Here is a 21,313-nt window from a genome sequence, read left to right on the forward strand (position 1 = left end):
CCATAATGGTTTCTCCTGTATAAGTAAGGTGATGTTGTATGCTGGGCATACATTTGTAACGCATAAATAGCTTGAAACCCTTATGCAGCAAGGGCTACAGCGAAGGGGCACCATTATCAAAGATAATAGCAGTAGTGCCGTTACTTCTCTTCCATTAGAAGGGGTGAATCACGACGTGCATTGTTGAGTTCAATGGCACGTGTGATTTCGCTTGTCGTCTGTATTCGGTCGTACTGCATTTCTCGCTGAATCTGGTTATACATATCGAGAACGCTCGCACTGGTGAAAGCTCGGGCGTTCTGCTCAGCGAGCAATGCGTAATCACGAGCCATGTCACTGCTGTGAACTTCGAGATAACTTATAGCACCGAGACTTGCCAAAACCTGAAGGGCGGAGCAGAAGACTAGCGCTTTTAGCCACTTAGCCATTACTCTGAATCCTGCGGCAGCTCAAGACTCTGATAGCTCTGGCGAAGTGCGTCTTCAAACACCTTGCGAATTACCTTTTCAGACTCTGGAGCATCAAGCGCTGCGGGCGTATTAATCGTTAAGTTCAAGCTGACGTTCGCTGGTTGCACGTTGGTTGTGTTGTTGGTTGTATTAACAGCAGCCGGGGTTGCAGTTGCAGACTTACCTGTTTGATCGCGTGTAGCACGAGAAGCCAAATCCTTCATGCCCAGTACGGGCGGCATACGTAAGACTCGATTAAACTTACCGTCAGCCTCTGGTGGTTTAGGGAAACCAACTTCAGGCATTTCGAATGCCCCGTTAAATGTGTACTCGGGATATTCCATCTTACTCGCTGAGCCTTTGGAATAATCTTCAATGCCAAAGATACGGCGAACTATCCTATCGATTGGGTCTTCAATGCCTGTACGTTTCGAATCAACTATAGCGCCTGTCAGCGCGTTTGGATCAATTGCTGGCTTGTCTGGCGATAATGAATCCACTTTCGCGGCTGCGTCTTGTGGTGTGGCGTCCTTGCCCATAGTCCAGCGGAGGAACCGGGCGGTGAGGCCCATGAACGCTGCGTCTAGTTCTGCACTTGCTTGTCGCAAAGGTTCGAGTGACTGTGTCAGCTCCTGCTCTGCGGCAATCCGTTTACTAATGGCGTCCACCAGCTCAGGACTGGCGTTAATGTTCTGCTGTTGTAGGTAACTGGCGTTGTCGGAGCGTTGCTGTTGCGCGTCAATCGAGACCATCTGACGGGCAAGGGCTTCTTGCTGCTGGGATACGAATAGTGCGAACCCAGCTTCGAAATCTTTAGACAGGACCGAACCTTTCGGGATGGCCTTCATAAATGCACCGTCTAGGTTATCGCCCTTGTAGCCTGTACGTTGCCCCCATGCTTGAACGATGGCTTGCTTGATCAGCGGGGCGGCCTCGGCAAAGGTCTTGACGTCCTCGGTATCGGCTCTCCCAATGCTGCGCACCTGCTGAAGCTGTATAACTGCCCGTTGCTGTTCGGTCTTGCTCATGCCCGAGGCGCGCATGGCCGCAAGCTGAGTGCCGTACGTATCCAGCGACTTTTGCATGGCAATGCCGCGAGCCTGTTGGCTAAGCATGAATGTACGAAAGTCCGAAGCAGTTTCGACATTGTTTGCCATACCGAAACGTTCTGTCATTTCGGCGAATGAATCGCGAGCCCGTTTACCATTGGCAGGGTTCTTACCGCCTATCTGGGCAAAAATATTGCTGTAGGTCTGGCTTTCGCTTGCCCCCGCCTGACGTTGGTCGAGACGTTGCCCGAGGGCTTGAATAGCGGCTACTACAGCGGCGACACCCGCAGCAGCACCACCAACCGCGAGAGCGCCTGTACCAAGCCCCAAAAAGCCTGTAGATGGCTCAGGCTTGTTACGGTTGGCCTCCCACTGGGCTTGTCTTGAGCTGGCCCACTGGAAGCGCTCCTGACGTTGCTGATGTACTACGTCCTGACGTTGGGCACGTACCTTTGCGGCCTGTTGAGACTCGACAAACTTCTGAGCCTGACGTTGACCACGCTCACGAGCTTGCTGCATAGACTGTTCAAGCTTCTGTGTCGCTGTCAGGGTGCGTTGCTGCTGGGCCTGAAGGTTCAGCGTGCGTTGTACTTGTTGAGCGTGCAGAGCCTCTATACGGGCCTGTCTGGCCTTAGCCTGTGCTAGAGCATCTTCGTTCTTGAAAGCCAGGTTCAGAGTCTTAAGTTTAGCTTGCTCAGCACGTTGCTCTTTGGCAGCAAGGACGGCCATTTGCTGGCGATCCTTCAAACCCTGCGTAGTGAGAAACGCTGACTCACGCTGTCCGGCAAATTGGAGCTTCTGCCCAGCTAGCTCAGCGTTGAACGTTGCCCGCCGTGCTTTCTGTAGCAGAACCTCGCCTCGTAACTCACGATCAAGCGATGTTCTAATTTGCTTTTCGAGTTTCTCGCGAGCCTTGCTGTCAACTTTGATACCCATCGTTTGCCCGAGCTTCTGTGAAAGCTGGTCAGCTTGTTTGCTCATCGCCAACATTCGCTGACGTGCTTGTTCAAGTCCCCTCTGGAAACGGTCAAGGCCGCTTAGATCGACATGAAAATTTAGTTGGCCTACTAGCTTAGCGATGACCTCAGTATTAATTCCTGACATCAGTAGGACCCTCCATGGCAGCGGCTATTATCGCCGTTCGGCGGCGTGTAACTCAGAAACGATTCACGCAAGGCTCTCTCGAACTTCACTGGCCCATGACTTGAGTGAATCGTCTCAAACCCTCGGAAGTAATGCCCATCAAATTCAGTTAGAAACATAGTGAAAAGCTGAACAATCAACATAGGCCCGCTGACAGACAACACAATGCCGTCAGCAGTTTTGAACCAGAATTCTTTAAAGGGGTATTGTGTTACATCGAGCGCTTTTAATCTTGTGCGAAAAGCTCCGAGCAGAGTTCTGGCGCTCGTGGTGTCTTTCAGCAATACAGTTTCGAAGTAAGGTCCTGCGGCAAGTAGTCTTGGCAAGTATTTATCAATCATTCGGTCTCCTTGGTTTGGTGGGTTTTAAGTTGTCTTTCGAGTGCTGCAACAATCAACTCAGGGAACCCCTGTAGCTTCGCTATGGCGATTCGGGTGTTGAGAGGCAGATCATGTGCTGCTTTTGTAATTGCGGTTTCTACAGAGGCTTGTGGAGCTTCCTGTAGTAGTTTGTTATCAGGGTCGTACTTCAGAAGTAATGCACGAGTAAGGGCGTCGATCATTTTGCCCCAAATGCTTGGCGAACTTCTTCTGTAATACGATCACGGCGGGCCTGTTCGGCTTCAGCAAGTTGCTTCTGCTCTTGACGAATTTCACGTTGTACTTGGGCATCGACTTCCCGCTGTAGAATGCTTGCGTTGTATGCATCCAACTCAGAAACATAGGTTGCTTCAATCTCTTTGAAGAGTACGGCTAGGTCTTTCTTGATATCAGCTTCAGGGCGAACCATGTAGAATTCGAATGCAATCGGACTGATTGGTGCCAAGCCGAGAGTTTCATGCAGTGTGTAGCCTTGCGCTATCTTCTCCACGAAGTTTGGGAGGATTGCGTAAACGCTGTTGCACATTACGGCCTCAATCGCTCCTTTGGACGATGCAACTCCACTGCGGTAATAACGAAGTTCATCCGCTGCTGCGGCATTGACCCCATTAATGCGGCCTTGGAATTCAAGTTCAGCTTTAGCCTTACGCTCAGCGAGTTCTTTTTTGTCGAATATTTTCAATACGGTCATTTTTATTTCTCCTGATGAGTTATCTAACTTCTTTAACGGTGCGAAGATTTTCGCCAACAAGGCGTTGGGTGCCGGGAAGGCTGATGATTTGTTGCAGGGTGAGGTTGGCTTGTTGAGTCCAGCCGTCTTCAAACAAAATGACCGACGGAAAGAGTTTTCCGTGATCTGGAGTAACTTGTCGTGACGGCTCAAGTGCTGACACATGAGTTATGAGTTCTGGCCCGAGCGTATCGATGATCGTTCGCCGTAAACTCTCCTTGTCGATGGTTGGGTCAAGATCAACAATTTTCAACGTGACTTTACCGAACTGCAGAGTGAGCGTTGTTTCATTTTGCTTCTCTGCCTTGTGGCTCGCCTTGCGGCAGGCGTCCGAGCAGAACTTTGCATGCTGTCCTTGCGGGCGTGTGTGAAACTCTTTGTTGCAATAGGCACAATTCTTTTTGGCCATAGGGGATTACCTCCATTGAAGTATGGTGATTGGGTTCGTCGCATAGTTTGGGGACTGGGTTACGCCCAGACAAAAGAAACCAGACCCGAGGTCTGGTTTAAGTTGGTGGAGGCACCAGAGAAAAAATGTACCCATGCCTCAACAAAGGCTTACAGCGCTGGGCAACGCTGGCGAAGGCTTCCGACCTTCTAACAGTACTCGACCTACCTGCACTGCTAGACAGGAGAGGACGTGTTGGAGTGCACGCGGTCTATCAACTCGAACACAACCATCCTGAGAAGAAGCAGGAGTCGGTTCGAGTTTGAATTTTCATATTACGGAGGGGATACGAGCAGAAAGAAGGCACTAAATTAGTTTCTGATCTACATACTAATTATCGCACGACAAGTGCGTTTTGTCAAGTGATTATCGTTCTCATTTGAAAAAATACTTGCACTTCCTCTACGCTGCCTGAGATGTAGCCCCCCAGTTAGATATCCAAGCATTACCGCCTAAAATGCGAAACAGTTCTTTGTCAGATGCTAAGCTTAGGCAGTTTCATTACTGCATTGTACTTTTGTATTGCGGAAGCACCACGGGCATAGACATCAAACGTTACGGTGCCAGTGTCATGGCCGACAAGCTCAGCAATCAATGGGCCGGGAACATCGGCGCGTGCAAGTGCGGTGACGACTGTATTCCGCATAGAGTGAAACACATGCAATGGCCCGAACCCCATCTTTGTGCGAAGCAGACCGAATGCCTTTGAAAGTGCGTGTGAACGTTTGCCGTGTTTGTTCTGTGTCGTGGTAGGGATCAAGTACCCATCTTTGGAGTCGTTGATCAAACGGTCCACTGTCACCTTAATAGCATCGTGCACAGGTACAACTCGTTCGGCGTTTTCGTTCTTGCCGCCGATGAAGTCAAAGCTTTGAATACCATCTTGTTCGATGACGTGTTCAACTCTGAGTTGGCATAGCTGTTCAATCCTTGAGCCAGTATATGCCCCCAACAAAATCAGGTCCGCCAACGGGCCATTGCCAGCATCTAAAGCGCCCCCGTGTAACTTCTCAAGGTCTCTGGTTGTATACACTTTACGCTTTTCACCCGCAGAGTCTCTGCCACCACCACTGGGTAGCACATGGCCTTTAAACGGGTTGGCTTGCTCCTTGAAGGCTTCACGCCAGCCAGCGTCATATCTCATAGCCCATTCCCAATACGCTGTACCTGCCATGATGTACTGACTAAGTGTCTTGGGGGCGCGGTTCAAGGACTTGAGCCACAAGTCTATAGAGTCAAAGTTGAGCGACAGGCCGGACTCTTTGAGAAATGCCGACAGACGCTCCATTTTCCCAACTTGTTGCTCAATGTGTTTAGAGGAACCGGGACGGCTTTCACGAAACTCCCGATATGCGTTTATCCTTGCAGGGCTGATTGGCGAGCGAGGTTTGCGGGACGCAGGATCATCGGTAATCGCGCGTATTTCCTCCTGCTGTTGTGGCGTCGGCGTGTACGCCGTCTCATAGCGGCGCACCATCGCTCTACGGAACGACGCTCCAAGCTCCTCATCAGCTTGATCAACCCCATAGGCGTCTGATGCGCTTTGGCTACCATCTCTTCAAGCATACTCAGCGTTGCCGGGTTGTCCTCCATGTACTTTGCCACAATAGCCGGGTCGACTTCAGGGACAGGGAAGCTTGGCACTTCCCCAATAGTCGCCAGCTTCGAGGCACGGATAATTCGATCTGCTGTTTCCAACGTACCGATTAGGCTGTCTTGCCAATCCGCTGGGAGGGGCGTTCCGGCCCGTGTCTTAGCAATGAGAGTCTTCCATCCGTCGATTATCGATAGACGACGAGTCATTGCCTCACGGCGTGAACCAGTCTTCAGTGACTGGGAGAAAATCTTCCTCCCCCCGAACGCTTTTTGCACATCCTTGGGAATGGCGAGGCGCGCATGCCACGTACCTCCCTGAAGCTCCAAATTGTCTGCCATTACGCCCGCCGTAGCATGTCTAGTGTACGTAAAGATTGTACGTAAAATTTTGGTTTAGACCAGTAAATACGGAGCTATAAGGGCTGGGGAGTGGTAGAAATCGAATCTCTCCTTCACCGCCAAATTCGCTACAAACGAAACCCCTGAACTCCTTGAGAGTTCAGGGGTTTTTCGTTTCTGGCTTTCCTGCTGCGCAGTGTCAATCAATAGCGCTGCTGTCCATCAAGCCCCAAAACCACCATCAATCGTCAAGCTCGCGCCGGTGATGTAGCCCGCTTCAGGGCCTGCGAGGTAGGCGACGAAGCTGGCGATCTCTTCTGCATGGCCGTAGCGACCGACGGCCATCAGCGGGATCAGCGATTCCGCGAAATCACCACTTGCCGGGTTCATGTCAGTGTCTACCGGGCCAGGTTGTACGTTGTTGATGGTGATGCCCCGTGGGCCGAGGTCCCGGGCCAGGCCTTTAGTCAGGCCGACCAGCGCTGATTTGCTCATGGCGTACACACCGCCACCGGCGAAGGGCATGCGGTCGGCGTTGGTGCTGCCGATGTTGATGATGCGACCGCCATCACCCATATGTTTCGCTGCGGCCTGGGAGGCAACGAATACGCTGCGTACGTTGATATCCAGCGTACGGTCGAAGTCTTCCAGGCTGAACTCTTCGAGCGGACCTATTGCGAGCACGCCTGCGTTGTTGACCAGAATGTCGACGCCACCAAAGCTTTCAACGGTGCGGGTGACGGCGCTGCGAATGGCTTCCGCGTCTGCGCTGTCGGCCTTGATCGCCAGCGCCTTGCCGCCTTTGCTGGTGATGCTGTCCTGCAGTTCCTGAGCCTTGGCTTCGGAGCTGACGTAGGTGAAGGCCACGGCGGCGCCTTCTTCGACCAGACGTTTGACGATGGCCGCGCCGATACCGCGTGAGCCGCCTTGAACCAGAGCTACTTTACCGCTGAGAGGTGTGTGCTGAGTCATGTGATTCTCCTGAACAGTTGGGGTGGAAGTTGATGGGGCTCAGTATCCGGCGCAGATTGCATCCTGTGTAGACGGTAATTGGGCTAGTCTGTGTAAACCAAAAGTTTAGAATCCTGCTCATGGAAAACTTCAGCAGCATCGAATGCTTTGTCCGCAGTGCCGAGGTGGGGAGCTTTGCCGAAGCAGCACGGCGTCTGAGTCTGACGCCAGCGGCGGTGGGCAAAAGTGTCGCCAAGCTGGAGGCACGACTGGGCGTGCGCCTGTTCCAGCGTAGTACTCGCAGCCTGACGCTGACGGAGGCAGGGCAAAGTTTTCTGGTCGAAGTGAGTGCCAGCTTTGCCACCATTCAAAATGCCGTCGCGAACCTGGCCAGTGCGCAAGGTCAGCCAGCGGGCACGCTTAAAGTCAGCATGGGGACGATATTCGGTCGTCTTTACATCGTGCCGCTGTTGGCGGAGTTCCTGCGTCGTTACCCGGCGATAACTCCGGACTGGCATTTTGATAATCGACAGGTCGATCTTGTGGGTCAGGGCTTTGACGCGGCCATTGGCGGCGGCTTCGATCTGCCGCAGGGTGTGGTCGCACGTAAACTCGCGCCCGCGCATCGAATATTGGTTGCTTCGCCGGGCTACTTGACCGGGCAGCCGGGTATCGTGCATCCGGATGATCTACAGATACATCCGGGGATTCTTATCCGTTCGCCACAGACGGGCCGAATCCGCTCTTGGTCGCTGACCAGTCGCGAACACGAGCACAGCCCGTTGAATTTGAAGCCGCGCATGACTATGAGCGACTCGGAAGCGGCTTGTTCTGCAGCCGAGCAGGGCCTGGGGGTTGCGTTAGTCAGCATGCCGTTTGCCGTGCCGTATCTGCGCAGCGGCCAGCTCCACCGGGTGTTGCCCGACTGGTACGTCGATGACGGCAATATCTCTCTCTATTACAGTGAGCATAAATTACTGCCAGGCAAGACCCGGGCATTCGTCGATTTTATCCTTGAACAGTTTGCCCGGCAGGGTCTGGCATCAGCCTTTAGCGCCGTTTAAAACCTTCGATAGAGTCAGTTGAAAATGAATATTCACGGCAATGCCGCGCTGTTGATCATCGATATGCAACAAGGTATCCAGCATCCAAAACTGGGAAGGCGCAACAATTTGCAAGCCGAAGAGCGAATGCTCAAGCTGTTGCGGGCGTGGCGTACGACCCATCGACCGGTGATTCATATCCGGCATTTTTCCCGCGAGCCTCAATCGGTGTTCTGGCCTGAGCAATCCGGCGTGGAGTATCAGCCGCAGTTTTCGCCTGTAGACGGGGAGCGAGAGCTACGCAAACAGGTGCCGGATGCATTTTGCAATTCGTCACTCGCACAGTGGTTGAAAGACGATGCCATCACCCAGCTCGTCATCGTTGGCGTTGTCACCAATAACTCAGTGGAATCCACTGCTCGCACAGGCGGCAACCTGGGGTTTGAGGTCATGGTGCCTCATGACGGATGCTTTACTTTCGACACCACAGATTTCTTCGGCACCCCGCGCAGCGCCGAAGACGTACACGCCATGTCGCTCGCGAATCTGCACGGGGAATACGCCACGGTTGTCGCCAGCGAAGACATATTGCAGCATCTCTGATCAGGGGAGGCTGCAGAAACACTACAGAACCTTTGAATCGTGGATTGTCTTGCAAGGCGGCCGGAGCAAGCCATTGCCTGTCGCCTGCAAGGTCCCGCTGTTCGTCTTTAGACCATTCTCTTGAGCGTGTTGTCTTTGCGCACGAAGTGGTGCCAGATCGCCGCAATCACATGCAGGCCAACGACATAGTAGAAAATTGAACCCAGCAGCTTATGCAGATCCTCCAGAGATTCTGCAAAGCGTTCCGAAATCGGGAACGGGGAGGGGATCAATATTTCTGTCAATGGAACAGGCAGCGCGCCTTTTTCGATCAGAACTGTGAACAACCCCAGCAGCGGTTGCGCAAACAAAAACGCATAAAGCAGGTAGTGAGAGAGCGTTGCGGCGAGCCGCAGAAAACCTTCGAGTGGAGGCGTGATGTCAGGCGGTGCATGACGACGACGCTCGGCAACACGAAAGAATGCCAGCGCCAGCACCAGAATGCCGACCCAGAAGTGGCTTTGTACGGCGAACATACGTAGTTCAGAACCGCGGGCAAACTGTGTGCGACTCAGGATCAAAGCGTAGGCCAGGACGATCAGGATGGCCATGATCCAGTGAAGCCAGCGGGCTTTGTAGCTGTAGCGTGCTGATGAAAGTGTCTTCACGGTGTTTTCCCTTCATGCCAGGTTTTTTATGTGCGGCATTGTTTTGTTTTTGGGCTGCCTGGCTCGGGTTGATCCAGGATTGATAAGTTGGCCCAGCTTCCTTATGACCTTCGGTCAGACCAGTTTGTTAGCGCGGGCAGGTCGTTAAGTGGCTGTGGAAGTGACGTTTTCTTGACCCCTGAGCGCTCAAATTGTTACAGCAATACCCATGCCTGAACGACGCTGCATGCATCCTTGCTGAGGGTGAATGATCATAGCGACACTGGCGCCTTAGGGGGGGGCGAAAAAGACTTCGGATTTAAAATATCGGTAGTTATATCTAATTGTGCTGTTAAATGTTGTCTTCATGTTTGACAGTTATTTGAATTGGATTCATCTTGAAGGTCATGATTTTCGTTATTTTTATCTGAGGTTGGAGTGCCTGATACTTGAGCGGAATTTACTCGGTATTCGATGTTTTTTGTTGGCGCGGGGGCGTTGTACAAGTTTTGAGTGTCGTGCTGTAAGTGCCCAGGTTTTGTGCTTCAAGGAAAACTATTTTATTTAGTGAGTTGTAGACAGTGCTTCATTTGGGCGGTCGCCGCTCGTATGGGGTAGCTAAGCCTGTTGGCTGGCTTTTATAGGGTGAAATAAAACAACGCTATGAGATCACGCCGGATACGGCGCGGCGTATCTTTATGCCCGCGCTGAAACAAGGAGCATCCAAATACGTGTCAGGGAAAAGAGCAATGGAAAAGAAAAAATTGATGTTGGTGGGCGGTGGAGATTTGTGCCTGCAGATTCTCAAGATTTTGGTCCCCAGAGATGCATTTATCTTTTATGTCGCGGGTCGTGATCTGGAAAAAATAATCCGGAGTTGTAACTTATTGCGTTTGGGATGCCTGCAGATGGGCGGGGTATGCACTATTTATCCAGTGGTCATGGACCTGGCGGAAGGTCATGTCGAGGAGAATGCTCGAATTATTTATCGAATTCGCCCTGATATCATTTTTAATAGTGCCTCTTTGCAGCCGTGGCGATTGATCGGTCATCTGCCGGCTGCGCATTATCAGGCGCTGGATAAAGCCGGGTTTGGACCCTGGCTACCTATGCAGTTAGCGCCTGCCTATGAACTGATGCGTGCGATAAAAAGTTGCGGGTTAAAAGTTTTAGTGATTAATGCGGCATTTCCTGACGCCGTTAATGTTGTGCTTGATAAAGTAGGCATGGCCCCAGACGCGGGTATAGGCGGTTTGGCCAATCTCGTGCCTGTTGTTCGGTTATCGATAGCACGTCTGGCGATGCGTCCCCCCGATTGTGTGCAGGTCCGACTGGTGGCGCAGCAACACTTCTGCCATCAGGTCGCTCAGATTGGCTTACCCAAAATTGCTCATTATCGACTCATTTACTGGGTCGATAACCGGGAATACACGGGTGAGTTCGACGACGAGGCGATTTTCAATGCTGCGTTCACCCACTTTCGTAGCCTGGGCGGGGTTGATATCAATTTCTTCAATGCGATATCAGCGGTTTCCATGCTTGAAAATCTGTATGCCGCGCATGAAATCATCACCCATGCGCCGGGCCCAAACGGGCTGCCGGGTGGCTATCCGGTCAGGGTAGGAATGGGGCAAATTTTGCTGGCGCTTCCCTATGGGGTATCGCGCAGCGAGGCGATCGATGTCAATCAACAAGGCCAACGGCAGGACGGGATTAGCGCCATACGTGCCGATGGCAGCGTTAGCTTCGAATCCGAGAACATGGCGGTCATGGAGTCCCTGATTGGCTTCACTGTCTCGAACCTCAAGCTTCAGGACGTTCACCAATGTGCTGCAGAACTGGGGCGCAAGTATAAAAGCTTTGTGAACTCGCTCAGTTAGGCCTCAGCCGTAAATCGATAGGGAACCTGTGCCAGTGCCAGGCTTCATATGACTGAACATTCATGCCTGAGAGCAGATGTGGATCTCGGCCCGGAGCGTGCCAGAGATACCGCGCACTCAGGCTACGCGCATAGCACTGGACCTCGATCATGAGCGATATCCGCATAGGCATCTCCGGATGGCGTTACGTCCCATGGCGGGGTGACTTTTACCCGCCCGGACTGACGCAGAAGAACGAACTCAAGTTTGCTTCCCGGGCTGTCAACAGCATTGAAATCAATGGCTCGTTCTATGCTCTGCAGACGCCTGAGCGTTATGCAGGCTGGTATGCCGATACGCCTGATGACTTTGTCTTCAGCGTCAAAGCGCCGCGCTTTATCACTCACGTGCGGCGCTTGAATGAAGTAGAGAACGCCATCGCAAACTTCTTTGCATCGGGTATTTTTCAGCTCAAGAACAAGCTCGGCCCGATCCTCTGGCAGTTTCCGCCTAGCTTCAAGTTTGATGCCGACAAGTTCGAACACTTTCTGACGTTGCTGCCCCATGACATGAAGCAGGCCAAGCACTGCGCCTCGGGCTGTGACGAAAAAATGCACAAGCCCGGATACCTGGAAATCCCCAAGACCGGCCGGGTGCGTCACGCGGTGGAAATCCGCCACGCAAGCTTCAAGGTCCCGGAGTTCATTACCTTATTACGCAAATACAACATTGCGTTGGTGATAGCGGACACCGCAGGCAAGTGGCCGTATATCGAAGACCTGACCAGCGACTATGTGTATTTGCGTTTGCATGGCGACAAGAAACTCTATGCCAGCGGCTATAGCGACAAGGCCATCAAACATTGGCAGACGCGTATAGACGCGTGGCGCAACGGCTCGCAACCCGACGATGCGCAGTTGGTCAGCGCCGCGAACGGTCCGAAACGCAAGACCCGAGACATCTATTGCTACTTCGATAACGACATAAAAGTTCGTGCGCCGTACGACGCTCGCCAATTGTTGGAGCGCTTCAATCTCGTCAAAGGGCTTGAAGTGTCCCCGGGCGACCTGCAAGGAGTTAAGTTTTGACCAGTGCCACATCGCCAGTCGGCGTGCGAACAGCCACGCCTGCGAGTACTTCCCTAAATGTGTTGACCATGAACATGCACATGGGATTCGGCTTCCTCAACCGGCGATTTATTTTGCCCGAACTACGCGACGCGGTACGCACAGTGTCTGCCGATGTGGTGTTTTTGCAGGAAGTGCATGGTGAGCATCAGAACCATGCGCAGCGTGTCAAAGACTGGCCCACGACTACCCAGTACGAGTTTCTGGCTGACAGCATGTGGACCGACTTTGCCTACGGTCGCAACGCGGTTTACCCCCATGGACACCACGGCAACGCATTGCTGTCCAAGTACCCGATCAGTTATCACGAGAACCTCGACATATCGATCCACGGCACAGAGGAGCGCGGGTTATTGCACTGCGTCCTAGAGGTGCCGCATCACGGTCAGGTCCATGCGATCTGCGTGCATCTGGGGTTGCGTGAACATCATCGTCTACAGCAGTTGAAGCTGCTCGCAGAGCTGCTGGCCCGGTTGCCGGAAGGGGACGCCGTGATCGTCGCCGGTGACTTCAACGATTGGCGTCAGCGCGCAGATGCAGCCTTGGAGGGCACGGGGTTACAGGAAGTTTTTGTTGAGCACTTCGGCGCTCCCGCGAAAAGTTTTCCTGCGCGCTGGCCGTTACTTCGGCTGGACCGCATTTACATACGTAATGCCACGAGCGATCGGCCCAAAGTATTGTCCAATCGTCCGTGGTCCCATCTTTCAGATCATGCACCGCTGGCAGTGGAGGTTACCTTATGAGTGATCAGGCGAATAACCACGGGCACTGGCAGGAAGGCAATTCGGTTGAGTTGCTCATTAACGGTGAAGATTATTTCAGCCGGGTTTTCGAGTGTATTCGCGCGGCACGCAAGGAAGTGCTGCTGGAGACGTTCATTATTTTTGAAGACCGGATTGGCGAGGCGCTGCAACAGGCGCTGATCCAGGCGGCAACTAACGGCGCGTATGTGGTGGTCACGGTCGACGACTATGGCACCTCCGACCTGAGCAAGTCGTTCGTCAGCCGCATGTTGGCTGCGGGCGTGCATATCCAGCTTTTTGACCCGCGGCCTCGCTTGATGGGCATGCGCACTAATCTGTTCAGGCGTTTGCACCGCAAAGTCGTGGTCATCGACGGCGAGCTGGCGTTCATTGGCGGCATCAACTACAGCGTCGATCATATGAGCGACACCGGGCTGACCGCCAAGCAGGATTACGCGGTGATGGTGCGGGGTCCCATCGTCGCTGACATCCATCATTCTGCTTTGCGTCTGCTCAGCGAGGGCGTGCGAGCCAAGGTTCCGGCCTTGCGTGTGGCGACCCAACATGCCGGCAGTGCACGAATGCTGTTGTGCGAACGCGACAACGAAGAACACACCACGGACATCGAAGAGCAGTATTTACTGGCGATTCGTAATGCAACCCAGCGGATCACCATCGCCAATGCCTACTTCTTCCCCAGCTACCGTTTTCTGCGCGAGTTGCGCAATGCGGCGCGGCGCGGCGTCAAGGTCACGCTGATTCTGCAAGGTCAGCCGGACATGCCGTTCGTGCGGGTGTGTTCGCGACTGACCTACACCTACTTGTTGCGTGACGGGGTGAAAATTCATGAATACACCCAGCGCGCGCTGCACGGCAAAGTCGCGCTGATCGACCGTGAATGGTCCACCGTTGGCTCCAGCAACCTTGACCCGTTAAGCCTTGCGCTGAACCTTGAGGTAAACCTGTTCATTCGCGATCAGCAGCTCAATCAGCATCTGCATGAGCACCTGACAGGACTGGCGGCGGCCCATAGCAAGGAAATGAGCTTGAAGGGCGCCGCGCGCGGTCAGTGGTGGCGCGCGCCGATGATCTTCTTGTGCTTTCACTTCTTGCGACACTTTCCGGCTATTGCCGGTTTGTTCCCGGCTCACGGCATGCGCCTCAAACCACTGCGCACCGCTGATGTGATTCCCGAAGCCAGCGTTATTCAGGACGAGCAGAACGGTGTTGCGCAAACGCTGCAGTCGGGCATGCGATCAGATCAGGAGAAGTCGTTATGAGCCAGTCTTATGAGGCCGCGACCGACCCGTCAGCGGATAACGTCCAGAACAAGCATGGCAACAAATGGAAGTGGGCCAAGCGTGCCTTCAATCTGTTTTTCTTTATTGCCGTGCCGGTGTTGCTGTTTCTGCTGGTCAAGAATCTCGACTGGCAGGAGGTAAAGCAGGCGCTGCAGTCCTACAAGTTCAGTACCCTGGCCTTGGGCGTGGTCATTGCGCTGTGCAGCTACCTTACCTATTGCTGCTTTGATGTGTTGGCGCGGTTTTATACCGGGCACAAACTGGCGATCAAGCAGATCGTGCCGGTGGCCTTTGTTTGCTACGCGTTTAACCTCAACCTCAGTTCCTGGGTAGGCGGGATCGCTTTGCGCTATCGCCTGTATTCCCGGCTTGGGCTGGATGTGCCGACCATCACCCGCGTTTTGAGTCTGAGCCTGATTACCAATTGGCTGGGCTACATGATATTGGCGGGTAGCGTTTTCTCCATGGGCTTTCTGGAATTGCCCAAGGACTGGGCGGTAGGTTCAGGAACCCTGCGGCTGATCGGTGTAGCGCTGCTGCTGGTGTCCGGTGCCTATTTGCTGGCCTGCCGCTTCTCCAAGCGTCGCTCCTGGACGATCCGTAAACAGGAAATTAACTTGCCATCGCTGAAGCAGGCGTTGCTGCAAGCGAGCCTTGGCGCGCTGAACTGGTCGCTGATGGCGTTGGTGATCTACACGCTGTTGCCTGACAAGGCGTTTTACCCTGCAATCCTCGGGGTGCTGTTGATCAGCAGTATCGCGGGCGTCATCACCCATATTCCGGCGGGACTCGGGGTATTGGAAACGGTGTTTATCACCCTGCTGCAGGGTCAGTTTTCCAAAGGCACGTTATTGGCGGCGTTGATTGGCTATCGCGCCATCTATTTCCTGCTGCCGCTGGTGATTGCCGTAGTGGTTTATCTGGTGCTTGAGAAACGCAGCAAGAAGATGGGGGAGAGGAATCAGGCGCAATCCGGGGAGGGATGATCAACTGCTTGTCGAGCGTGTTTGATCGCTAGGCACCCGGCGCATTTTCAGCGTTGCCGTTCAGGCTCGGGTGCCGTGCAATCAGGCGTGTGGAGCAACAGCCTTAGCGATACTCACAAAGATAAGCCGTGTCCACAGCGACTTTCAGCTGGAACTTGCTATTGGCCGGTACGTTGAAAAGACTGCCGGTCTCGAAGGTTTCCCAATCAGTGCTATCTGGCAGCTTCACGCTCAGGCTGCCGGAAATGACGTGCATGATTTCCCGTTGCGCAGTACCGAACTCGTATTCACCCGCGGCCATGACACCAATTGTGGCTTGCCCTTCAGGTTGAGTGAATGCAATGGATTTAACAGTGCCGTCGAAGTACTCGTTGACTTTGAACATGGCGATTCCTCGATAAGGGCTGAAAATTGGGCGGCCAGTATGCCGAAGCGAATTCTCCTCGTCACCCGCTTTAGAACGCGCGTGCCATTCAGTTGGGAAGAATCAGCGGCAGCAGGCGTGCCGTGTTTCGAGCATCCACCAGAGCGCGATGCTGTTGACCGTGAAATTGCATGCCGGCCAGTTGCAGCGCGCCGTTCAGCCCTAAAGGGCGTTGCAGGTGGCGCTCTTTGGCGAAGCGTTGTTTAAGGTTCACGTGGGGCACACTGCTCAGGAAGCTTGTCAGTTGGTGCTGCCGCCATTCTTGCTCAAGCTGCTGGCGATCGTAATCCCCCCAACTTGCCCAGCCCACCACTCGCGCCTGATGATGGCTGATCCAGCGCTCAAAGGCCGGCCACACCGTAGTCAGTGGCGCTGCGCTGTCGATGTTGCTTTGGCTGATATGAGTCAGCTCCTTGCAAAAGCTCGTCAGCAGAGGCCGACGCACCGGGCGCACGAAGCGTTCGAAATGATCCAGCTCACGGCCGTCCTGATTGACGAGCGTCGCCCCGATTTCGATGATCTCCATTTCCGCTACAGGCCAGCCGCCTTCTTCGGTCGTGGCCTCCAGATCAATCACCAACCAGTGCGGCATCTGAAGCTCCTGTCCAAGTCATTGATCCATTCGGACCAAGCGTAGCTACATTCAGCCGGATACGTCTATCGGCGCGACCTCGAGCACCATCAGTAACTGGCCCTGGCTGACGGTTGCGCCCTCGCTGATTAATACATCGACAATCGATCCGTCCATCGGTGCCCTGATCGTGCCGCAAAGGACAATATTCGGACTTGCGATGGTGTCATGCGTCCGGTCTGTCATTGCGGGCAGCGGGGCGTTGCTGAACATCTCGCGGATACCAGCTTGTTCGAGCTTGCCGAGCAAGTGCTTGGTTTTTGAGGTGGCGAAAACGATTTCGGACGACCGTTGATCTTCGACTCCACTATTTATTTATTGGCCTAGCGCTTGCTTGGTTGCGCTGGCAAGCATAGATTGCGGGGCTTGCAGGAGGGTATTTCAACACGGTTGGATTTTGTAGGCGCTTACGAGCAGCGCGAGCTCCTGCAAGATATGGAAGTGGGATCAGGCGTTTCGTGTGTGAGCTGGGGGAGGCGAACTTGAACGAGCAGCAAGCTTTACAGGTCATGCGCGATTTGGTCGACGCGGGCCAGCTCACTGACCCGCAAAGCGCCCGGGGCAAGTTGTTGCAGGTATCGGCGCACTTGTTCCGCCACAAAGGTTATGAGCGTACAACCGTGCGCGATCTGGCTAGCGCGGTGGGCATCCAGTCGGGCAGCATCTTTCATCACTTCAAAAGCAAGGACGAGATCCTGCGTGCGGTGATGGAGGAAACCATTGTCTACAACACCGCCTTGATGCGCGCTGCGTTGACTGAAGCGAACACCGTGCGCGAGCGGTTGCTGGCACTGATCCGCTGCGAGTTGCAGTCGATCATGGGGGGGAGCGGTGAAGCCATGGCGGTGCTGGTTTACGAGTGGCGTTCATTGTCGCCGCAGGGCCAGGCGCAGGTTCTGGCGTTGCGTGATCTCTACGAACAGTTGTGGCTACAGGTACTGGGCGAGGCTAAGGAAGCCGGTTTCATCAAGGGCGATGTGTTCATCACCCGGCGCTTTTTGACGGGCGCGCTGTCCTGGACCACTACGTGGTTCAAACCGCAAGGCAGCATGACACTGGATCAATTGGCCGATGAAGCCTTGATGATGGCACTTAAGGACAATTAAGGCTGCATTGCTCTATTTGCTGATAGTCTTAACACCAAAAAACACCTAGGGTTGACCAATTTCAGGGGTGCGCAGTCTTGGATTTTTTGTCTGGGCGAACGGTTTCGCGGGCCTTGTTGGTAAGCGCCGCAGCACTGCTGGCATTTCCGGTGAGTGCTGCACAAGTAGTAAAAATCGGTGCGGCGCATTTCCCGCCCTACACCATCCGACCGGAAAAAGGCGCAGACACCGGTTTGCTGCCTGAACTAGTCGCTGCCCTGAACGCTGCTCAGCAAAACTATCAGTTTGTGCTGGTGCCGACGTCGATTCCTCGTCGCTTTCGTGATTTCGAGCAAGGGCGCATCGACATGGCGATCTTTGAGAATCCCGAGTGGGACTGGCAGACGATTCCCCACGAATCGGTCGACATGAAACTCGAAGATGCGGAAATTTTCGTCACGCGCAAAGTCGAGGGCCGGGGGCAGAGTTATTTCAATGACTTGCAGGGCAAGCGTCTCGCGCTGTTCAGTGGCTATCACTATGCGTTTGCGCAGTTCAATGCTGACCCGAAGTACCTCAGCGAACACTTCGATACCACGCTGACCTATTCACATGACAGCAACCTGCTGATGGTCATGCGTGACCGCGCCGATATTGCGCTGGTTACACGCTCGTACCTCAGTGATTTCATGGCGCGCAACCGCACCGAAGCTGCTCAGCTGCTGGTGTCGGAGCGGGTCGATCAAACGTATCGGCATTTTGCCTTGCTACGTCCGAAATCGCCGATAAGTGCCGCGCAATTCGAAGACCTGCTGCAGCAACTGCGCGATAACGGGCAGATGCTGAAGATTTTCCAGCCTTATCGAATAGCCGTACTGCCACTGACCAGCAATCGGGCCGTGGCAACCGAGCCTAATCACGCAACACGCTAAACGAAAAAGACGGTGCTTGTTGGCACCGTCTTTTCTGTTCTAGCTATCTTTGGCCTCTTTGGCATCCATCTCGGCATTGCGCTCGTGGACGCGTTTGAGTTGCTCGTCGGTCAGTGGCAGCTTTTGCGCAGACTGGCGCAAGACCATCAAACCGCCCACGATCGAACCAATTGCAACCAGCAGAATTAACCAGGCATACCAGGGCATAGGGCTCTCCTTTTTATGTAACCGTTTGAGCAGCAGCGCCGCTCAATGGTTCAAGTCTAGTCCTGTGCCCTGTGTGCGTGGTTATTTAAAGCCCGGTCAGCATCGCATCAGCCGGCGCATCGGCGCGTGATTGCGCCGTCAGGCTGAAGTAGACGAAGCCCACCACCATGAAACCGAGGAAGATCAGGCCGATCAGAGCGTTGAACCAGGCCATCGCAATCAGGCACACCACGGCGAGCGCCAAAGCGATGCCAGGCACGATCGGGTAGCCCGGCGCGCGGAAGGTACGTTCCAGACCTGGTTCGGTCTTACGCAGTTTGAACAGGCTGAGCATGCTCATGATGTACATCACAATGGCGCCGAAAACCGCCATGGTGATCATCGCTGCGGTCAGGGTCAGACCGTTGAGGTTGATCAGACCATCACTGTAGATCGCTGCAATACCTATCAGGCCGCCCGCGATGATTGCGCGGTGTGGCGTCTGGAAGCGCGACAGTTTGGCCAGCGAGGAGGGCAGATAACCAGCCCGGGCCAGCGCAAAGAACTGTCGCGAGTAGCCCATGATGATGCCGTGGAAACTAGCCACCAGACCGAACAGGCCAATCCAGACCAGCATGTGCAACCAGCCGGAGTTTTCCCCGACCACGGTTTTCATTGCCTGTGGCAGCGGGTCGTTGATGTTCGACAGGGTGCGCCAGTCACCCACGCCACCTGCGAACAGCATTACGCCCATGGCCAGCACCACCAGGGTCAGAATGCCGCTGACGTAAGCCTTTGGAATGGTGCGCTTTGGGTCTTTGGCTTCTTCAGCCGCCATGGCCGCACCTTCGATGGCCAGGAAGAACCAGATTGCGAACGGGATGGCGGCAAACATACCGGCAATTGCCGGCGCACCAAAGGTGTCAGAACCGGCCCAGCCGTTAAGCGCGAAGTTGCTGAAGCTGAACGCCGGGGCAACCACACCCATGAACACCAGCAGTTCGGCCACCGCCAGGATGCACACCACCAACTCGAAGGTTGCAGCCAGCTTCACGCCGAGGATGTTCAGGGTCATGAACACAATGTAGGCGCCAACGGCTGCGTGCTTGGGATCGAGCGCCGGAAACTGCACGTTCAGATACGCACCAATGGCCATCGCAATGGCTGGGGGCGCAAACACGAATTCGATCAAGGTCGCCAGCCCGGCAATCAGCCCGCCTTTTTCCCCGAATGCTCGACGGCTGTAGGCAAATGGTCCGCCCGCGTGTGGGATGGCAGTAGTCAGTTCGGTAAAACTGAAGATGAAGCAGGTGTACATCAGCGCAACCATCAGCGATGTGACCAGGAAGCCTAATGTTCCGGCAACGCCCCAGCCATAACTCCAGCCGAAGTACTCACCGGAGATCACCAGCCCTACAGCGATCCCCCATAAATGGAGTGTGCCCAGCGTGGGCTTGAGTTGAGTGTTCATGTGCAGCTCCCTGGAGTCTGTGGAATCATCGAAACATCCTGTTGCAGTCGCCATGCCACTCACTGAACCATAGTCGTATTGGTCCAAAATGCGTCGTTCGCAGAACGGTTCTCGTTTGCGCAGGGCAAGTGGGGGCAGCTTTGGTGCGGGCAGGGCGTTGTGATGTCCGCTTTAGGGCGTATTCATTGGGGAGAATCGATTCAGTTCAGCGGTTCGATTACCGTCTGCTGTAAGGTTCGGATACAATGCGCGCCGATTTCGACCTACCAGAGAACCCGCTCATGTCCGCCTGCCAGACTCCTGTCATCGTCGCCCTGGATTTCCCGACCCGTGACGCCGCTTTGAAACTGGCTGACCAGCTGGACCCCAAGCTGTGCCGCGTCAAAGTCGGCAAAGAGCTGTTCACCAGCTGCGCTTCGGACATCGTCGAAACCCTGCGCGACAAGGGTTTTGAAGTATTCCTGGACCTCAAATTCCACGATATCCCCAACACCACCGCCATGGCTGTGAAAGCAGCGGCCGAGATGGGCGTGTGGATGGTCAACGTGCATTGCTCGGGTGGCCTGCGCATGATGGCGGCCTGTCGTGAAGTGCTCGACCAGCGCACCGGCCCACAACCGCTGCTGATCGGCGTGACCGTGCTGACCAGCATGGAGCGCGAAGACCTGGCCGGTATTGGTCTGGACGTTGACCCGCAGGTACAAGTGCTGCGTCTGGCTGCCCTGGCTGAAAAGGCTGGCATGGACGGTCTGGTGTGTTCCGCACTGGAAGCTCAGGCGCTGAAAGCTGCCCACCCGACGCTGCAACTGGTCACCCCCGGCATCCGCCCAAGCGGCAGCGCCCAGGACGACCAACGCCGCATCCTGACCCCGCGTCAGGCGCTGGACGCAGGCTCCGATTATCTCGTCATCGGCCGCCCGATCAGCCAGGCGGCCGACCCGGCCAAGGCGCTGGAAGCGGTTGTGGCTGAGTTGGGGCTCTAAGAACCTTATTGACCTATAGGGTTCTTTTAAATCCTATAGGTCTGACGGCGCAGTGATACTGGCTGTACACCTGTTCTCTGTGGAATCACTGATGACGTGGGACCGGCTTTAGCCGGGAAGGGGCCTGTAAATTCAGTACATCTTCATCGTCAGAAATACAGCCTTCCCGGCTAAAGCCGGTCCCACGTCGGCTTGCGGGCGAACATAGAATCTCCCATAGGTGACCTA

Annotated in this window: 25 protein-coding genes; 10 read left to right on the forward strand and 15 right to left on the reverse strand. The window is 54.4% G+C overall.

What is annotated here, in order from left to right:
* Positions 1-140: 140 nt before the first annotated feature.
* From AUC60_RS11755 to AUC60_RS11790, 9 genes are all read right to left on the reverse strand, one after another.
* Entirely contained in the window at positions 141-428 is a 288-nt protein-coding gene (locus AUC60_RS11755) for a hypothetical protein (protein WP_087267088.1), read from the reverse strand.
* Entirely contained in the window at positions 428-2,602 is a 2,175-nt protein-coding gene (locus AUC60_RS11760; RefSeq protein ID WP_087267091.1) for a tape measure protein, read from the reverse strand. Before AUC60_RS11760 ends, AUC60_RS11755 begins: the two co-directional genes overlap by 1 nt.
* Complete coding sequence (locus AUC60_RS11765; protein WP_087267095.1) at positions 2,602-2,982, reverse strand: hypothetical protein; 381 nt, start codon at positions 2,980-2,982, stop codon at positions 2,602-2,604. The genes AUC60_RS11760 and AUC60_RS11765 overlap by 1 nt, the downstream gene beginning before the upstream one ends.
* Positions 2,979-3,203, reverse strand: a complete 225-nt coding sequence (locus AUC60_RS11770; RefSeq protein WP_087267099.1) for a hypothetical protein — start codon at positions 3,201-3,203, stop codon at positions 2,979-2,981. Before AUC60_RS11770 ends, AUC60_RS11765 begins: the two co-directional genes overlap by 4 nt.
* Complete coding sequence (locus tag AUC60_RS11775; protein ID WP_087267103.1) at positions 3,200-3,712, reverse strand: hypothetical protein; 513 nt, start codon at positions 3,710-3,712, stop codon at positions 3,200-3,202. The genes AUC60_RS11770 and AUC60_RS11775 overlap by 4 nt, the downstream gene beginning before the upstream one ends.
* 19 nt (positions 3,713-3,731) lie before the next feature.
* Entirely contained in the window at positions 3,732-4,160 is a 429-nt protein-coding gene (locus AUC60_RS11780) for a hypothetical protein (protein ID WP_087267106.1), read from the reverse strand.
* A 514-nt stretch (positions 4,161-4,674) separates the two neighbouring features.
* Positions 4,675-5,673, reverse strand: coding sequence for a tyrosine-type recombinase/integrase (locus tag AUC60_RS11785; protein ID WP_238599564.1), 999 nt, complete (start codon positions 5,671-5,673; stop codon positions 4,675-4,677).
* On the reverse strand, positions 5,556-6,134 hold the full coding sequence (locus AUC60_RS28335) for a DUF6538 domain-containing protein (protein WP_338014027.1): 579 nt from the start codon (positions 6,132-6,134) through the stop codon (positions 5,556-5,558). The genes AUC60_RS11785 and AUC60_RS28335 overlap by 118 nt, the downstream gene beginning before the upstream one ends.
* 222 nt (positions 6,135-6,356) lie before the next feature.
* On the reverse strand, positions 6,357-7,106 hold the full coding sequence (locus tag AUC60_RS11790) for a 3-oxoacyl-ACP reductase family protein (RefSeq protein ID WP_087267111.1): 750 nt from the start codon (positions 7,104-7,106) through the stop codon (positions 6,357-6,359).
* A gap of 119 nt (positions 7,107-7,225) precedes the next feature.
* Here AUC60_RS11790 and AUC60_RS11795 point away from each other — a divergent pair, with 119 nt between their 5' ends.
* Together AUC60_RS11795 and AUC60_RS11800 are read left to right on the forward strand one after the other, a co-directional pair.
* Positions 7,226-8,149 carry a LysR family transcriptional regulator gene (locus AUC60_RS11795; protein WP_087267114.1) on the forward strand — a complete coding sequence of 308 codons (924 nt, stop codon included), beginning with the start codon at positions 7,226-7,228 and terminating at the stop codon, positions 8,147-8,149.
* A 24-nt stretch (positions 8,150-8,173) separates the two neighbouring features.
* Entirely contained in the window at positions 8,174-8,731 is a 558-nt protein-coding gene (locus AUC60_RS11800) for a cysteine hydrolase family protein (protein ID WP_087267117.1), read from the forward strand.
* A gap of 107 nt (positions 8,732-8,838) precedes the next feature.
* Here AUC60_RS11800 and AUC60_RS11805 read toward each other — a convergent pair whose 3' ends face one another.
* A complete protein-coding gene (locus AUC60_RS11805) occupies positions 8,839-9,378 on the reverse strand; it encodes a cytochrome b (protein WP_087267121.1) in 540 nt (179 codons plus the stop codon).
* Positions 9,379-10,106: 728 nt separating this feature from the next.
* Here AUC60_RS11805 and AUC60_RS11810 point away from each other — a divergent pair.
* The 5 genes from AUC60_RS11810 to AUC60_RS11830 all read left to right on the forward strand — a co-directional run bounded on the left by AUC60_RS11810 (position 10,107) and on the right by AUC60_RS11830 (position 15,373).
* Entirely contained in the window at positions 10,107-11,237 is a 1,131-nt protein-coding gene (locus AUC60_RS11810) for a hypothetical protein (protein WP_087267124.1), read from the forward strand.
* A 149-nt stretch (positions 11,238-11,386) separates the two neighbouring features.
* On the forward strand, positions 11,387-12,304 hold the full coding sequence (locus AUC60_RS11815; RefSeq protein ID WP_087267128.1) for a DUF72 domain-containing protein: 918 nt from the start codon (positions 11,387-11,389) through the stop codon (positions 12,302-12,304).
* Positions 12,301-13,086: an endonuclease/exonuclease/phosphatase family protein gene (locus AUC60_RS11820; RefSeq protein WP_405622856.1), complete on the forward strand. Its 786-nt coding sequence runs from the start codon at positions 12,301-12,303 to the stop codon at positions 13,084-13,086. The genes AUC60_RS11815 and AUC60_RS11820 overlap by 4 nt, the downstream gene beginning before the upstream one ends.
* Positions 13,083-14,366 carry a cardiolipin synthase ClsB gene (clsB, locus tag AUC60_RS11825; RefSeq protein WP_087267133.1) on the forward strand — a complete coding sequence of 428 codons (1,284 nt, stop codon included), beginning with the start codon at positions 13,083-13,085 and terminating at the stop codon, positions 14,364-14,366. The genes AUC60_RS11820 and clsB overlap by 4 nt, the downstream gene beginning before the upstream one ends.
* The gene (locus tag AUC60_RS11830; protein WP_087267136.1) at positions 14,363-15,373 is read left to right on the forward strand and encodes a lysylphosphatidylglycerol synthase domain-containing protein; all 1,011 of its coding nucleotides are present in this window, start codon (positions 14,363-14,365) and stop codon (positions 15,371-15,373) included. The genes clsB and AUC60_RS11830 overlap by 4 nt, the downstream gene beginning before the upstream one ends.
* A gap of 103 nt (positions 15,374-15,476) precedes the next feature.
* Here AUC60_RS11830 and ppnP read toward each other — a convergent pair whose 3' ends face one another.
* From ppnP to AUC60_RS28550, 3 genes are all read right to left on the reverse strand, one after another.
* Entirely contained in the window at positions 15,477-15,758 is a 282-nt protein-coding gene (gene ppnP / locus AUC60_RS11835; protein WP_087267139.1) for a pyrimidine/purine nucleoside phosphorylase, read from the reverse strand.
* An 88-nt stretch (positions 15,759-15,846) separates the two neighbouring features.
* A complete protein-coding gene (locus AUC60_RS11840) occupies positions 15,847-16,389 on the reverse strand; it encodes a 3'-5' exonuclease (RefSeq protein WP_087267142.1) in 543 nt (180 codons plus the stop codon).
* Between the two features lie 51 nt (positions 16,390-16,440).
* On the reverse strand, positions 16,441-16,677 hold the full coding sequence (locus AUC60_RS28550; protein ID WP_405622852.1) for a biotin/lipoyl-containing protein: 237 nt from the start codon (positions 16,675-16,677) through the stop codon (positions 16,441-16,443).
* 233 nt (positions 16,678-16,910) lie between these two features.
* Between AUC60_RS28550 and AUC60_RS11850 the strand changes: the two genes are divergently transcribed.
* Together AUC60_RS11850 and AUC60_RS11855 are read left to right on the forward strand one after the other, a co-directional pair.
* A complete protein-coding gene (locus AUC60_RS11850; RefSeq protein ID WP_087267383.1) occupies positions 16,911-17,534 on the forward strand; it encodes a TetR/AcrR family transcriptional regulator in 624 nt (207 codons plus the stop codon).
* An 86-nt stretch (positions 17,535-17,620) separates the two neighbouring features.
* Positions 17,621-18,445, forward strand: a complete 825-nt coding sequence (locus AUC60_RS11855; protein WP_087267386.1) for a substrate-binding periplasmic protein — start codon at positions 17,621-17,623, stop codon at positions 18,443-18,445.
* A gap of 39 nt (positions 18,446-18,484) precedes the next feature.
* Here the strand turns inward: AUC60_RS11855 and AUC60_RS11860 are convergent, their stop codons facing one another.
* On the reverse strand, positions 18,485-18,652 hold the full coding sequence (locus tag AUC60_RS11860; RefSeq protein WP_087267147.1) for a DUF2897 family protein: 168 nt from the start codon (positions 18,650-18,652) through the stop codon (positions 18,485-18,487).
* 85 nt (positions 18,653-18,737) lie between these two features.
* A complete protein-coding gene (eat, locus tag AUC60_RS11865; RefSeq protein ID WP_087267150.1) occupies positions 18,738-20,102 on the reverse strand; it encodes an ethanolamine permease in 1,365 nt (454 codons plus the stop codon).
* Positions 20,103-20,383: 281 nt separating this feature from the next.
* Between eat and pyrF the strand changes: the two genes are divergently transcribed.
* Entirely contained in the window at positions 20,384-21,085 is a 702-nt protein-coding gene (pyrF, locus tag AUC60_RS11870) for an orotidine-5'-phosphate decarboxylase (RefSeq protein WP_167384334.1), read from the forward strand.
* The last annotated feature ends 228 nt before the right edge of the window (positions 21,086-21,313 follow it).

Source organism: Pseudomonas caspiana, from assembly GCF_002158995.1.
Classification (GTDB): domain Bacteria; phylum Pseudomonadota; class Gammaproteobacteria; order Pseudomonadales; family Pseudomonadaceae; genus Aquipseudomonas; species Aquipseudomonas caspiana.

Bases quoted from the DNA above. Each gene is read 5' to 3' on its own strand.
- pyrF (WP_167384334.1), top strand. From the start codon at position 20,384: ATGTCCGCCTGCCAGACTCCTGTCATCGTCGCCCTGGATTTCCCGACC.
- clsB (WP_087267133.1), top strand. From the start codon at position 13,083: ATGAGTGATCAGGCGAATAACCACGGGCACTGGCAGGAAGGCAATTCG.
- AUC60_RS11765 (WP_087267095.1), bottom strand. From the start codon at position 2,982: ATGATTGATAAATACTTGCCAAGACTACTTGCCGCAGGACCTTACTTC.
- AUC60_RS11775 (WP_087267103.1), bottom strand. From the start codon at position 3,712: ATGACCGTATTGAAAATATTCGACAAAAAAGAACTCGCTGAGCGTAAG.
- AUC60_RS11810 (WP_087267124.1), top strand. From the start codon at position 10,107: ATGGAAAAGAAAAAATTGATGTTGGTGGGCGGTGGAGATTTGTGCCTG.
- AUC60_RS11800 (WP_087267117.1), top strand. From the start codon at position 8,174: ATGAATATTCACGGCAATGCCGCGCTGTTGATCATCGATATGCAACAA.
- ppnP (WP_087267139.1), bottom strand. From the start codon at position 15,758: ATGTTCAAAGTCAACGAGTACTTCGACGGCACTGTTAAATCCATTGCA.
- AUC60_RS11755 (WP_087267088.1), bottom strand. From the start codon at position 428: ATGGCTAAGTGGCTAAAAGCGCTAGTCTTCTGCTCCGCCCTTCAGGTT.
- AUC60_RS11840 (WP_087267142.1), bottom strand. From the start codon at position 16,389: ATGCCGCACTGGTTGGTGATTGATCTGGAGGCCACGACCGAAGAAGGC.
- AUC60_RS11790 (WP_087267111.1), bottom strand. From the start codon at position 7,106: ATGACTCAGCACACACCTCTCAGCGGTAAAGTAGCTCTGGTTCAAGGC.
- AUC60_RS11860 (WP_087267147.1), bottom strand. From the start codon at position 18,652: ATGCCCTGGTATGCCTGGTTAATTCTGCTGGTTGCAATTGGTTCGATC.
- AUC60_RS11770 (WP_087267099.1), bottom strand. From the start codon at position 3,203: ATGATCGACGCCCTTACTCGTGCATTACTTCTGAAGTACGACCCTGAT.
- AUC60_RS11780 (WP_087267106.1), bottom strand. From the start codon at position 4,160: ATGGCCAAAAAGAATTGTGCCTATTGCAACAAAGAGTTTCACACACGC.
- AUC60_RS11795 (WP_087267114.1), top strand. From the start codon at position 7,226: ATGGAAAACTTCAGCAGCATCGAATGCTTTGTCCGCAGTGCCGAGGTG.
- eat (WP_087267150.1), bottom strand. From the start codon at position 20,102: ATGAACACTCAACTCAAGCCCACGCTGGGCACACTCCATTTATGGGGG.
- AUC60_RS28335 (WP_338014027.1), bottom strand. From the start codon at position 6,134: ATGGCAGACAATTTGGAGCTTCAGGGAGGTACGTGGCATGCGCGCCTC.
- AUC60_RS11815 (WP_087267128.1), top strand. From the start codon at position 11,387: ATGAGCGATATCCGCATAGGCATCTCCGGATGGCGTTACGTCCCATGG.
- AUC60_RS11830 (WP_087267136.1), top strand. From the start codon at position 14,363: ATGAGCCAGTCTTATGAGGCCGCGACCGACCCGTCAGCGGATAACGTC.
- AUC60_RS11760 (WP_087267091.1), bottom strand. From the start codon at position 2,602: ATGTCAGGAATTAATACTGAGGTCATCGCTAAGCTAGTAGGCCAACTA.